General features: G+C 68.9%; 11 protein-coding genes. All 11 read left to right on the forward strand.

The window, feature by feature from the left end:
• Positions 1–4: 4 nt before the first annotated feature.
• Positions 5–1,582 carry a UDP-N-acetylmuramoyl-tripeptide--D-alanyl-D-alanine ligase gene (locus AC1DN2_RS11505; protein WP_476850417.1) on the forward strand — a complete coding sequence of 526 codons (1,578 nt, stop codon included), beginning with the start codon at positions 5–7 and terminating at the stop codon, positions 1,580–1,582.
• Positions 1,579–2,688 carry a phospho-N-acetylmuramoyl-pentapeptide-transferase gene (gene mraY / locus AC1DN2_RS11510; RefSeq protein ID WP_028275881.1) on the forward strand — a complete coding sequence of 370 codons (1,110 nt, stop codon included), beginning with the start codon at positions 1,579–1,581 and terminating at the stop codon, positions 2,686–2,688. The genes AC1DN2_RS11505 and mraY overlap by 4 nt, the downstream gene beginning before the upstream one ends.
• Positions 2,670–4,271, forward strand: coding sequence for a UDP-N-acetylmuramoyl-L-alanine--D-glutamate ligase (gene murD / locus AC1DN2_RS11515; RefSeq protein WP_476850418.1), 1,602 nt, complete (start codon positions 2,670–2,672; stop codon positions 4,269–4,271). The genes mraY and murD overlap by 19 nt, the downstream gene beginning before the upstream one ends.
• A gap of 2 nt (positions 4,272–4,273) precedes the next feature.
• A complete protein-coding gene (gene ftsW / locus AC1DN2_RS11520; protein WP_476850419.1) occupies positions 4,274–5,806 on the forward strand; it encodes a putative lipid II flippase FtsW in 1,533 nt (510 codons plus the stop codon).
• A gap of 10 nt (positions 5,807–5,816) precedes the next feature.
• Entirely contained in the window at positions 5,817–7,004 is a 1,188-nt protein-coding gene (locus AC1DN2_RS11525; protein ID WP_476850420.1) for a UDP-N-acetylglucosamine--N-acetylmuramyl-(pentapeptide) pyrophosphoryl-undecaprenol N-acetylglucosamine transferase, read from the forward strand.
• A gap of 4 nt (positions 7,005–7,008) precedes the next feature.
• Positions 7,009–8,409: a UDP-N-acetylmuramate--L-alanine ligase gene (gene murC / locus AC1DN2_RS11530; protein ID WP_476850421.1), complete on the forward strand. Its 1,401-nt coding sequence runs from the start codon at positions 7,009–7,011 to the stop codon at positions 8,407–8,409.
• Positions 8,402–9,331, forward strand: coding sequence for a cell division protein FtsQ/DivIB (locus AC1DN2_RS11535; protein ID WP_476850422.1), 930 nt, complete (start codon positions 8,402–8,404; stop codon positions 9,329–9,331). The genes murC and AC1DN2_RS11535 overlap by 8 nt, the downstream gene beginning before the upstream one ends.
• Positions 9,332–9,585: 254 nt before the next feature.
• Positions 9,586–10,803, forward strand: a complete 1,218-nt coding sequence (gene ftsZ, locus AC1DN2_RS11540) for a cell division protein FtsZ (protein WP_028275877.1) — start codon at positions 9,586–9,588, stop codon at positions 10,801–10,803.
• Between the two features lie 114 nt (positions 10,804–10,917).
• Positions 10,918–11,694, forward strand: a complete 777-nt coding sequence (locus tag AC1DN2_RS11545; RefSeq protein ID WP_476850423.1) for a purine nucleoside phosphorylase YfiH/LACC1 family protein — start codon at positions 10,918–10,920, stop codon at positions 11,692–11,694.
• A complete protein-coding gene (locus AC1DN2_RS11550; RefSeq protein WP_476850424.1) occupies positions 11,687–12,505 on the forward strand; it encodes a YggS family pyridoxal phosphate-dependent enzyme in 819 nt (272 codons plus the stop codon). Before AC1DN2_RS11545 ends, AC1DN2_RS11550 begins: the two co-directional genes overlap by 8 nt.
• A gap of 87 nt (positions 12,506–12,592) precedes the next feature.
• Positions 12,593–13,123 carry a cell division protein SepF gene (locus AC1DN2_RS11555; protein WP_230008814.1) on the forward strand — a complete coding sequence of 177 codons (531 nt, stop codon included), beginning with the start codon at positions 12,593–12,595 and terminating at the stop codon, positions 13,121–13,123.
• Positions 13,124–13,161: the final 38 nt, after the last annotated feature.

Below are 13,161 nucleotides of genomic sequence, written 5' to 3' on the forward strand. Positions count from 1 at the left end.
CGAGATGATTGCATTTACAGCGGCGGAAATCGCCGACATAACCGACGGCCGGCTCGCCGCGGAACCGGGAATTACCCCCGCCTCCGTGGTGACCGACTCCCGCGAGGCCACGGCGGGTTCCCTCTATGTGGCCAAACCGGGGGAGAACGCCGACGGACACGACTTCGTCGGCGCAGCCTTTGACCGGGGCGCCGTATTGGCGCTCGTTGAGCGCGAAGTGACCGACGCCGCCGGAACCGACTATCCCGCCGTCGTCGTTGAGGACACTGTCCTCGCCATGGGCGCGCTGGCCGCCGAAGCCGTCCGCCGGATCCGCACCAGCCGCGCCGCGGCCGGCGCCGCTTTCACCGTGGTCGGCATCACCGGCTCCGCCGGCAAAACCACCACGAAGGACCTGCTCGCCGGAATCTTCGCGGCCGCCGGCGCCGAAGGTGCCACAGTTGCGCCGCAAGGGTCCTACAACGGCGAGATCGGCGTGCCGCTCACAGTCTTCAAAGCCGACTTCGACACCCGCTACCTCGTCATCGAGATGGGTGCCACGGGCATCGGCCACATCCAATACCTCGCGGACATGGTCCGGCCGGAGATCGGCGTCGTCCTCGGCGTCGGCTCCGCCCACGCCGGGGAGTTCGGCGGCGTCGAGAACATCGCGGTGGCCAAGGGCGAACTCGTGGAGGCGCTCCCGGCCGGGGGCACCGCCGTGCTGAACCTGGACGACTCCCGCGTCGCCGCGATGGCCACCCGGACCCGGGCCCGCGTGCTCGGCTACACCTCACGCGCGGCCGGCACAGGCCAGGACAACACCATCCAGGCCGACGTGGCCCAGGCCAATGTGGTCAGGGCCGCGGATGTGGAACTGAACGCCGACGGCCACCCGGAATTTGAGCTCTACCTGCCCGCCGACGTGACGGACGGGAAAGCACAGCAAGGGCCAACCCGGCACCACGTCGCCGCCAAGCTGATCGGCGCCCATCACATGGCCAACCTCCTCGCGGCCGCGGCTGCGGCGCACGCGGCCGGCATCCCCGGGGCGCAGATCGCCGCCTCGCTCAGCGCGCAGACCGCCGCCAGCCGCTGGCGGATGGAACGCACGGAGCGTCCCGACGGCGTGACCGTCATCAACGATGCGTACAACGCCAACCCGGAGTCCATGCGGGCAGCACTGCGGACGCTGGCCGAGTTGGGCCGCGGCCGCCGCACCTGGGCGGTCCTGGGCGCCATGCTGGAACTGGGCCCGGATTCCATCCGCGAGCACATGGCAGTCGGCACCCAGGTGGTGCGGCTGAACATCTCGCGGCTCGTCGTGGTGGGCCGGGAGGCGCGGTCGCTGTATGTCTCCGCCGTCAACGAAGGCTCCTGGGGCGACGAATGCGTTTTCGCCGAGACGGCGGACGAGGCCTATGAGCTTCTCCAAGCCGAGCTCCAGCCCGGCGACCTGGTCCTGTTCAAGTCATCGAACGGCATCGGGCTGCGCCACTTGGGGGATCGGATAGCATTACCCCCACATGCCACCCAAGACTCTCCCGAGCGACCTGCTGAGGGAACTGCCGCAACCGCCACAGAAGGGAGTGCACAGCTGTGATTGCACTGCTGATGGGCGCCGGAATGGCGCTGCTCCTCGCGTTTGTGGGCACCCCGCTGTTCATCCGGTTCCTGGTCCGCAAGGGCTACGGACAATTCATCCGGGACGACGGACCCACCTCCCACCACACCAAGCGGGGCACGCCCACAATGGGCGGCACCGTGGTGGTCGTGGCGGTCCTTGTCAGCTACGGGCTCACGCACCTGATCATGTGGATGATGAACCCGCACTCACCGGGGCCAAGCGCCTCCGGGCTTCTCCTGCTCTTCCTCATGGTGGGCATGGGGCTGGTCGGATTCCTGGATGACTTCATCAAGATCTCCAAGCAGCGCAGCCTGGGCCTGGACGCCAAGGCCAAGCTGATCCTCCAGGGCGCCGTTGGCATCATCTTTGCCGTGCTGGCGCTGAACTTCCCGAATGCCGCGGGCCTGACCCCGGCGTCCACCCAGATCTCGCTGGTGCGCGATATTCCGTGGCTTAACCTCGCGTTCGCCGGAACCGTACTCGGCGCCATCTTGTTCGTGCTGTGGTCCAACCTGATCGTCACGGCCGCGACCAACGGCGTGAACCTCACCGACGGCCTCGACGGCCTGGCCGCCGGCGCTTCCGTCATGGTGTTCGGGGCCTACACGCTCATGGGCATCTGGCAAAGCAACCAGGCCTGCGGATCCCCGAGGCAGGCCGGCAGCGGCTGCTACTCGGTCCGCGACCCCCTGGACCTGGCCCTGCTGGCCGCCATCCTGAGCGCGGCGATGGTCGGGTTCCTGTGGTGGAACACCTCGCCCGCAAAGATCTTCATGGGCGACACCGGCTCCCTTGCCATCGGCGGCGCCGTCGCAGCCTTCGCGATCCTGTCCCGCACCGAACTGCTGCTGGCCTTCATCGGCGGGCTCTTCGTCCTCATCACGCTCTCGGTCATCATCCAGGTGGGCTACTTCAAAATCACCAAGGGCAAACGGTTCTTCAAGATGGCACCGCTCCAGCACCACTTCGAGCTCAAGGGCTGGGCCGAAGTCACGGTGGTGGTCCGGTTCTGGATCCTGTCCGGGTTGTTTGTCGCCGCCGGCCTGGGCATCTTCTACGCCGAATGGGTGGTGCTGCTGTGACCGGTCCCATCCCCGCCCCGCTCACCACCTCGCCCCGGCTGCAGGGACTCACCACCTGGGATTCCGACTGGGCCGGACTGCGCGTCGTGGTCACCGGCATCGGAGTCTCCGGCTTCGCCGCCGCCGACACCCTCATTGAACTCGGCGCCCGGGTGGTGGTGGTGGATGCCGCCACCAGCGCCAAGGCGCTGGCCCAGGCCGACACACTCCGGATCGTCGGCGCCGCGGACGTCCTGCTGGGCGAGGAAGCGGTGGAGTCCGTTCCGAAGATCGACGGGCAAAAGCCGGACCTGGTGGTCACGTCCCCGGGCTGGCGCCCGGACCAGGCCCTGCTCGCCGCAGCGGCACGGGCGCACATTCCGGTGTGGGGCGACGTCGAGCTCGCCTGGCGGCTCCGCGAACGCGAGGGCCGCAAGACCGCCGACTGGCTGGCCATCACCGGCACCAACGGCAAGACCACCACGGTCGGCCTGACCGAATCCATGCTTCAGGCCGCCGGCCTGAAGGCGATCGCCGTAGGCAACGTCGGAACCCCGATCCTGGACGCCCTGCGGGATCCCGTGGACTACGACGCCTTCGCGGTGGAACTGTCCAGTTTCCAGCTGCACTGGAGCCACTCGGTGTCGCCGGTGGCCAGCGTGTGCCTCAACGTCGCTGAAGACCACGTGGACTGGCACGGCTCCTACGCCTCCTACCTGGCCGACAAGGCCAAGGTCTACGCCAACACGCAGAAGGCCTGCATCTACAACGCCGAGCAGATCGAGACCGAGCGCATGGTCGAGGACGCGGACGTGGTTGAAGGCTGCCGGGCCGTGGGATTCACCACACTGACCCCGGCCATCAGCATGCTCGGCGTCGTGGAAGGACTGCTGGTTGACCGGGCGTTCATCGCCGAACGCAAGGACAGCGCGGCCGAACTCGCCTCGATCGCCGACCTGGGACCGGTGGCTCCGCGTCACATGGTGGCCAACGCGCTGGCAGCCGCTGCCCTGGTACGGGCCTACGGGGTGGAGCCATCGGCTGTGCGCCAGGGCCTGCTGAACTACCTTCCGGGAGACCACCGGATCCAGCTGGTGGCCCGGCATGAGGGTGTGCTGTGGATCAACGATTCCAAAGCCACCAACCCGCACGCCGCCGCCGCCTCGTTGTCCGCGTTCCAGAATGTGGTGTGGATCGCGGGAGGTTTGTCCAAGGGCGTGAATTACGACTCCCTGATCCAGGAACAGGGCAGCCGGCTCAAGGCCGTGGTCCTGATCGGCGCGGACTCCAGCGATCTGCAGGCCGCCCTGCAGCGACACGCGCCGGATGTCCCCGTGATCGGGCAGGGCAAGGGCGAGACTGAAGACGTGCAGACTGCCGGTACGGCCAAAGCCGACGCAGGCCCTTCGCCGATTTTCGGCGAGACTGTGATGGCCCAGGCCGTTGCCTCGGCGGCGCAGCTGGCCGCCTCCGGGGACACTGTGCTGCTGGCCCCGGCGGCTGCTTCCATGGACCAGTTCTCTTCCTATGCTCACCGTGGCGATGCCTTCATCGAAGCTGTCCGCGAGCTCGTGGAAGGGCAGGCTCAGACCAGCGAGGAGTAACAATGGTCAGCACGCCCACACGTACGACGGCGGCACGACCCGCCGCAGGCGGGGCCAGTAGAGGCGGGGCCACCAGTGGCACGCCCGCCGGCCGTCCGGCCCCTTCGGCGGCACGGCCAACGGCCGGCGGCCCCGCCGTCACCCCCGCGGCCCGGGTGCGTGCCTGGAGCCGCGGATTCTGGTCCGCGCTGGAAGGCACCGGCAAGTCGCGCAACGGATCCACGTACTACCTGATCCTTGGCTCCACCCTGGCGCTGACGGCGATCGGGATCATGATGGTCCTCTCAGCCTCCAGCGTGGAAGCCATCGCCGCGGGGGAGTCGCCGTACTCCGCCGCCCTCAAACAGGGCGGATTCGCCGCGATTGGCGTCTTCGCGATGCTTGTCCTCTCCCGCGTGAACGTCGTCTGGCTCAGGCGCTTCGCCTGGCCGCTCATGTTCCTGGCCATTGCGCTGCTGGGCCTGGTGCTCCTCGTGGGACGCAGCGCGCTGGGCAACCAGAACTGGATCGACGTCGGTCCGTTCACGTTCCAGCCCTCCGAAGCCGCCAAGCTCGCCCTCGCGCTCTGGATGGCCACCGTGCTTGACCGCAAGGCCAAGCTCCTCCACGAATGGCGCCACGCGCTCATTCCGGTCGTGCTCCCGGGCGCCATTGCGGTCCTGGGCCTCATCCTGGCCGGAAACGACCTCGGGACGGCCATGATCGTGATGATCATCGTGGCCGCCGCGCTGTTCTTCGCCGGCGTGCGGCTGTACCTTTTCGGGTTCGCCGGGGCGGTCCTGGCCCTTGGCGCGACGATCCTCGCCGTCACGAGCCCGAACCGGATGTGCCGCATCCTGTCATGGACGGGCCAGACCTGCGCCGACGGCTCCGACCTGAACTACCAGTCCACCAACGGCCTGTACGGGCTCGCGTCCGGCGGCTGGTTCGGCGTCGGACTGGGCCAGAGCCGGCAGAAGTACAGCTGGATCCCGGAAGCGCACAACGACTTCATTTTCGCGATCATCGGCGAGGAACTCGGACTGGTCGGCACGATCGTCGTCCTGGTCCTGTTCGCCATCCTCGGCACCGCCATCTACCGGGTGGTCGTCGCCCAGCACGATGTCTTCCACCGCGTCCTGGCCGGCACGATCATGGTCTGGCTGCTGGGCCAGGCCAGCGTCAACATGGCCGTGGTCACCGGGCTGGCACCGGTGATCGGTGTCCCACTGCCCTTCATTTCCTATGGCGGCTCGGCCCTGCTGATGTCACTGTGCGCAATCGGCGTCGTCCTGTCCCTGGCCCGGGCCCAGATGGACCCCGGCATGCAGCCGAAGAAGATGCTCAGGTTCGGCCCGGCCGCCTTCGCCAATTCCGTCCGGAGGGCCCGCGCTGCCCGGGCTGCAAGGACTGCCGCCAGCCGGTCCGCCGCCAGCACGGCCTCCAGCCGGTCCGCCGCCCGCACGGCCGCCCGGCCCAAGGCCCCCGCGGGCAAGAGCCCAGCCACCAAGAACCCCGCCAAGAGCCCCGCCACCAAGAATCGTACGAAAGCGTAAACAGCCCTTCATGAACACCGAGTCGCCCTTGTCCGTGGTCCTTGCCGGCGGCGGAACCGCCGGCCATATCAGCCCGCTGCTGGCAATTGCCGGCGCCCTCCGGCAGTCCCGCCCCGGAGTGCAGCTCCTGGCTGTCGGGACCCCCGGGGGAATGGAAGCGCGGCTCGTCCCGGCGGCCGGCCTGGACCTTGCCACCATCAGCCGTGTCCCGCTCCCGCGCAGGCCTTCCGCGGATCTGCTCCGGCTGCCGGGCCGGATGGCCGGTGCGGTGAAGCAGGCGGGTTCCATCTTGGACGAGGCAGGCGCCGACGTCCTGGTGGGGGTCGGCGGGTACGTGTGCACACCGATGTACCTCGCTGCCCGGCGCCGGAAGATCCCAATCGTGGTCCACGAGGCCAACACCCGTCCCGGCCTGGCTAACCGCGTTGGCGCAGGCCTCGGCGCCCACGTGGCAGTGGCCTTCGCCGCGACCAAACTGGGCCGCGCCGCCCGGCACGTAGGCATGCCCATGCGCCCCGAAATTTCCGGCCTCGACCGCACGGCCGCCCGGGCCGGTGCACGGCAGGCGCTCGGCCTGGACGCGGACCGGCCGACGCTCATCGTCACGGGCGGGTCCTCGGGCGCCCAGAGCATCAACCGGTCCCTCGCCGCGGCCGTCGGGGCCCTCGCCGACGCCGGCGTGCAGACCCTGCACATCACCGGTCGCGGCAAGTCCGTCCACGACGCCGACGGCAAACCGCTCGCCGCGCCAGGCTACCGGCAGGTGGAGTACGTCGACGGGATGGAAACCGTCTACGCCGCCGCGGACCTGCTGTTGGCCCGTGCCGGAGCCGCCACGGTCTGCGAGGTGGCCGCCGTGGGCGTGCCTGCCGTTTTCGTGCCCCTGCCCATCGGCAACGGCGAGCAGGCGTTGAACGCCGCGGGCCTGGTCGCCGCGGGCGGCGCATTGATAATCGATGACAAGGCCTTCTCCGCCGACTGGATCAGCGGGAACATCATTCCCCTGCTGCTGGACACGGACAGGCTGGCCCGGATGGCAGCCAGCTCCGAACAGCTCGGCATCCGCGACGCCGACCGGCGCATGGCCGATCTCATCCTCGGCGTCGCGTCTTCGAACGAGCGCAGCGGGAACCGGCAGCGTCCGAAACAGCAGCGTCCGAAACAGCAGGGCACGAACCAGCACGGCAGGAAGCAGTAGAGCAATGACCCAGCCCCAACACGGCACGCATGCCCTGGAATCCCTCGGCCGCGTCCACTTCATCGGCATCGGCGGCGTCGGCATGTCCGCCGTTGCCCGCATCATGGTGGCCCGCGGCATCCCGGTGAGCGGCTCCGACGCCAAGTCGCTGCCCGTCATGGCGGACCTCGCGGCCGCCGGGGCGCGGATCGCCGTCGGCTATGCTCCCGGCAACCTGGGAGACGCCCAGACGGTGGTCGCCGGATCCGCGATCCGGCCCGACAACCCCGAGCTCGCAGCGGCCCGTGCCGCCGGACTCCCGGTGCTGCACCGCTCCGAGGCGCTGGCCGCCACGATGGCGGATGACACGGTGGTGGCCGTCGCCGGAACGCACGGCAAGTCCACCACGACCTCCATGATCACGGTGCTGCTGCAGGGCGCTGGGCTGGACCCGTCTTTCGCGATCGGCGCCAACGTCCCGGCGCTCGGAGTCAACGCGGCACACGGCACGGCGGGCATCTTCGTCGCCGAGGCCGACGAGTCGGACGGCTCCTTCCTGAACTACCGCCCCACGATCGCCGTGGTGACCAACGTCGAGCCGGACCACCTGGACTTCTACGGCACCGCCGAGGCCGTCTATGCCTCCTTCGACAGCTTCACGGCCCTGCTCCCGGCGGACGGCGTCCTGGTGGCGTGCGCTGACGACCCCGGGGCCAGGGCACTGGCCGAGCGCACCCTGGCCCGCGGCAACACCCGCGTGGTGCTTTACGGAATCGCCGACGACGCCGCCATCCGGCTGCACGACGCGGGACCCGGCCGGATGGGGATCTCGACGACGGCGGGCACGTTCGGCGTCGAACTCCAGGTTCCGGGCCGGCACAACGCACTCAACGCTGCCGCCGCCTTCGCCGTGGCGATCGAACTCGGCGTCGCGCCCGGCACCGCCGCGGCGGCATTGGCCCACTTCTCTGGCGCCTCGCGCCGTTTCGAGTTCAAGGGGGAGGGCCGCGGCGTCCGCGTCTACGACGACTATGCCCACCATCCCACGGAGGTCCGCGCCGCCCTGTCCGCGGCAAGGGCCGTCGCCGGGGAGCACAAGGTGCACGTGCTCTTCCAGCCGCACCTGTTTTCCCGGACACGGGAATTTGCCCGCGAGTTCGCCGAAGCGCTCAACACCGCGGACACGGCCCTGGTCCTGGACATCTATCCTGCCCGCGAGGATCCCATTCCAGGGGTCACCAGCGGGCTGATCGCCGAGCACCTGGGCTCAGGCGGCCGCCTTGTCGGACCCGACGGGGAGGCTGTGCAGGCACTGCTGGCGGCCGCCGGGCCCGGGGACATCGTGCTGACCGCCGGCGCCGGTGACGTCACGGCCTACGGGCCGCTGATTGTCGAGGCCCTGACAGCCGAGGCCGCCGGTGCCTAGCACCAGGCGCCCCACCTACCGTGGCGGGTCCGGCACGAGTGGGTCCGGCACCGGCGGATCCGGCTCCCGGCCGCCGTCCGCCGGTACGGGCACGGATGTCATTTCTGCGTCCAAGACCGCCGCCGACACCGCCGCGGACACCGCCGTCGGCCGGTCCCGCAATCCGCAGAACCCGCAGGCCGCCCCGGACAACGGTCCCGGCAAGGTGCTGTCCTTCCCCGAGCCCAAGGGCAAGCGCCGCCGGCGGATCCTGCTGAGCACCATCGGGATCGTGGCTGTGCTGATGGCGGGGATCGTCGCGGCCGCCGTCTACTCGCCGGTGCTGGCCCTGCGCACGGTCACGGTGGAGGGTACAAAGATGCTGCACCCGGATCAGGTCCAGGCCGCCCTCGCGCCCCTTCAGGGCAAGCCGCTGCCGCAGATCAGCGAGGAGGAGGTCACAGCCCTGCTCAAGCCGCTGGTCCAGGTCAAGGACGTCACCGCGAAGGCGCTGCCGCCCGCCACCTTGCAGGTGCACGTAACCGAGCGCATCCCCGTGGCCCTGGTCAAGCAGGGCAAGACATTCCAGCTGGTGGACGTCGACGGTGTCCAGCTCAGCACCACCGCCGATGCGGCCTCGGTATCGCTGCCGGTGATCGACGGCGGCAGCGGAACGCTGCCGAAGGACCTGTTCCAGGCCATCACGGCGGTGCTGGGGGCCCTGCCGGCGGATGTGCTGGCGCGGCTCTCCAACGCCTCTGCCGCGTCGGCCGACGCCGTCGAACTCAAACTCGTCGACGGGCAGACAATCGTCTGGGGCAACGCGGGGGAGAAGGAATTGAAGGCACGGGTCCTTTCTGCCCTCCTGAAGGTCCCGGCCGACCCCAAAAACCCGGTGAAGGTCTACGATGTCAGCGTGCCCCGGCACCCTGTCACGCGGTAGCCGGCAATCGGATCCGCCGCGTCACGGATGTCCAGCGGACGTCCAGCTGCCCGCGGGACTACTTACAGGGGCTATTTGCCCGGTATTCGCGCGACACGCGGCGCCGGTTATTGAATGTCCCCTGCATAGGAAATACCGTCACAGACATGAGTTACTTGACATAACTATAACCTTCAAGTCGAAGGTTAAGGTTCAAAGCTTCAAGCAGGACTCGATCAGTTTTCGCATTAGTACACGAACAAGGGACACGTAACGTGGCAGCTCCGCAGAATTACTTGGCCGTCATCAAGGTCGTCGGCATCGGCGGCGGTGGCGTGAACGCAGTCAACCGCATGATCGAGGTCGGTCTTCGCGGCGTCGAATTCATCGCCATCAACACCGATGCCCAGGCATTGTTGATGAGCGATGCCGACGTCAAGCTCGACGTCGGGCGTGAGCTGACCCGTGGACTCGGTGCTGGCGCGAACCCTGAAGTTGGCCGGCAGGCCGCGGAGGACCACGCCGATGAAATCGAAGAGGTCATCCGGGGCGCAGACATGGTCTTCGTCACCGCCGGCGAAGGCGGCGGAACCGGAACCGGCGGCGCCCCCGTCGTCGCCCGGATCGCCCGGTCCCTTGGCGCCCTGACCATCGGCGTCGTGACACGCCCCTTCACGTTTGAAGGCCGCCGCCGTGCCGGCTCCGCCGAGGCCGGCATTGACGCCCTGCGCGATGAAGTCGACACCCTGATCGTGATCCCGAACGACCGCCTGCTCTCCATCAGCGACCGCAACGTCTCGGTCCTGGACGCGTTCCGTTCCGCCGACCAGGTCCTGCTCTCCGGTGTCCAGGGCATCACGGACCTCATCACCACCCCCGGCCTGATCAACCTCGACTTCGCCGACGTCAAGTCCGTCATGCAGGGTGCCGGTTCCGCGCTGATGGGCATCGGTTCTGCCCGCGGCGAAGACCGCGCCGTGAAGGCCGCGGAGCTGGCCATCGCCTCCCCGCTGCTGGAAGCATCGATCGACGGCGCGCACGGCGTGCTGCTGTCCATCCAGGGCGGCTCGGACCTTGGCCTCTTCGAAATCAACGAGGCAGCCCGCCTGGTCCAGGAAGTCGCCCACCCGGAGGCCAACATCATCTTCGGCGCCGTGATCGACGACGCCCTCGGCGACGAGGCACGCGTCACCGTCATCGCCGCCGGCTTCGACGACGTCAAGGCCACCTCACCGTCCATGGACCAGTCCCTGCCGGCCGCGCCGCAGCGTCCCGCGTCCGCCGCCCCCGCCCCGGCGCAGGCACCCGCCTCCGCCCCGGTCCAGCCGCTGCACGCCACCGTCGGCGCCTCCGGCTACGGCGGCTGGGGCCAGCAGCGTCCCTCTGCCGTACCGGCCGATTCGGGCTTCGACGTCGACCTTCCGGCCGTCGTGGAACCGGACCTGTCCGGCCGGCACTCCGATGACCTGGATGTCCCGGACTTCCTGAAGTAAATAGTTCCGCTCCAGCATGGCACCGCCGTCCGGCGGTGCCATGCTGCTTTGCGGCGGGTTACGGTGGATTGTATGAACGCAGGTATTCCGGACATGTTGATGGCGGTGTTGTGATTGTTTTGCTGGCGGGCTGAAGTCCGGCCGGGCGTATGGGTGGCTTTCACCGACGCCGGAGCCGGGAACCTGGCACTGCATGTCGGTGATGACCCCGTGGCGGTGCGCCGCCGGCGCGCGGAGCTCGAAGCGGCCGCCGGACTCGGCGGGCGCTCCTTCCGGTACATGAACCAGGTCCACGGCAGTGACGTCGCCACCATCGTTGGGTCCACGGCCGCGGACTCCGCGGGTGAACGTCCGGCCGCGCCTACGGCCGATGCCATGGTCTCCCTGACTGAGCCGCTGGCCGTCCTGGTGGCCGACTGCGTGCCTGTGGTGCTGGTCGGCGAGGATCCGGCCGGGGCGCCGGTGCTGGGCGTCGTCCACGCCGGACGGCCAGGCGTCGCCGCCGAGGTGGTGCCAGCCGCCGTGGCCCGCCTCCGGGAGCTCGGTGCGGACCGCATCAGCGCCTGGGTGGGCCCCTCGGTCTGCGGGCGCTGCTATGAGGTCCCCGGCAGCCTGCGCGCGGACGTTTCCGCGGCCGTGCCTGCCACCTGGTGCACCACCTCGACCGGCACCCCTGGTCTGGACCTGCCGGCCGGAGTGCGGAGCCAGCTGGAAGCTGCGGGCGTCGCGATCGAATACTCCGGGGGATGCACCCTCGAGGACGACACCCTCTTCTCCTACCGCCGCAACAGCCACACCGGCCGCTTCGCCGGGCTGGCGTGGATGGACGGCACCCACGGGACTGACGGCACTGACGGGACTGACGGGAAAAGGGAGTATGGCCATGACTGAACCGGCGCAGCGCCCGGACGCACACGCCGTCCAGCCCGTCACGGCGCCGGGGGAGAACCATGAGAACCGAACGGACGCGCTGGAAGGCCCCCGTCTGGCCCAGCTGGAGGCGAACCTCGCGGCCGTCCGCCGCCGGATCGACGCCGCCGTGGCCGCCGCGGGCCGGCAGGCGGCGCCGCCGCGCCTGATCGTCGTCACCAAGTTCCATCCTGCGCTGGACGTCCGGCGGCTGGCGTCGCTGGGGGTCACCGACGTCGGGGAGAACCGGGACCAGGAGGCCGCGGAAAAGGCGGCGCAGCTTCAGGACCTTGGCCTGAGCTGGCACTTCATCGGTCAACTCCAAAGCAAGAAGGCCAAATCCGTGGTGAAGTACGCCGCGTCCGTGCACTCCGTGGACCGGGAAGCCGTCGCCTCGGCCCTGGCCAAGGCGATGGCCGTCGAAGCCGACCGCACCGGCCGCCCGCCCCTGGACTGTTTCATCCAGGTCAGCCTGGCCGAGCAGGCCGGCGACGCAGCAGCGGCCCACCGCGGCGGCGCGGCGCCCGGCGAAGTCACCGCGCTGGCCGAACAGGTCGCCGGTGCCGGCGGACTGAGGCTCGCCGGCGTCATGGCCGTTGCCCCGCTCGGGGCGGACCCGGCGGCTGCCTTCGAAAAGCTGGCGGGCATTTCCGGGCGCCTGGCCGAACAATTTCCCTACGCCACGGGAATATCCGCCGGCATGAGCCAGGACCTCGAAGAGGCCGTCCGCTTCGGGGCGACACACCTGCGCATTGGCTCCGATATTCTCGGTCCGCGTCCGGCCCTGCGGTAAGTTCGACATATTGGAAGGTAATGGCGGGGATTCCAAGGCTGTCTAGTCACTAAGCGGCCCGCTTACGGACAAGATTAGGAGTCGACCATGGCTGGCGCTCTGCGCAAGACAATGATCTATCTTGGGCTCGCCGACGGCGACGAACACTACGAGTCTGAGCACCCCACACCGCACAAGGATGAGGACGAATCCATGGAGCAGGACCGCGAGGAACGACGTGCTCCGGCGCCCGTCCGCGAGGTCCCCCGGGAGGAGCCCCACGCCGCTGAAGAGGAATATCGCGCACCTGTGACACCCATCAAGCGTGCGGCATCGAGCCGCGAAGAGACCACCGGACTCCGGCAAATCACGACCATCCATCCGCGGTCGTACAACGACGCCAAGCTCATCGGCGAAAGCTTCCGCGACGGGATCCCCGTCATCATGAACGTCACCGACATGGGCGAGGCTGACGCCAAGCGCCTCGTGGACTTCTCCGCCGGTCTTGTTTTCGGCCTGCGCGGCAGCATCGAACGGGTGACGAACAAGGTCTTCCTGCTCTCGCCGTCGTACGTCGAAGTCATTGGCGACGACAAGAAGGTCAGCGAGACGCAGGCAAGTTTCTTCAACCAGAGCTAGGCCCGAATATTCGGTACTGATGCCAGGCGGGGACACCT

It is taken from the genome of Arthrobacter sp. 01L42 (genome assembly GCF_056400005.1).

Coding starts and splice junctions, on each gene's coding strand:
- AC1DN2_RS11505 (WP_476850417.1), top strand. CDS start 5: ATGATTGCATTTACAGCGGCGGAAATCGCCGACATAACCGACGGCCGG.
- murD (WP_476850418.1), top strand. CDS start 2,670: ATGGGTGGTGCTGCTGTGACCGGTCCCATCCCCGCCCCGCTCACCACC.
- ftsW (WP_476850419.1), top strand. CDS start 4,274: ATGGTCAGCACGCCCACACGTACGACGGCGGCACGACCCGCCGCAGGC.
- AC1DN2_RS11525 (WP_476850420.1), top strand. CDS start 5,817: ATGAACACCGAGTCGCCCTTGTCCGTGGTCCTTGCCGGCGGCGGAACC.
- murC (WP_476850421.1), top strand. CDS start 7,009: ATGACCCAGCCCCAACACGGCACGCATGCCCTGGAATCCCTCGGCCGC.
- AC1DN2_RS11550 (WP_476850424.1), top strand. CDS start 11,687: ATGACTGAACCGGCGCAGCGCCCGGACGCACACGCCGTCCAGCCCGTC.
- AC1DN2_RS11555 (WP_230008814.1), top strand. CDS start 12,593: ATGGCTGGCGCTCTGCGCAAGACAATGATCTATCTTGGGCTCGCCGAC.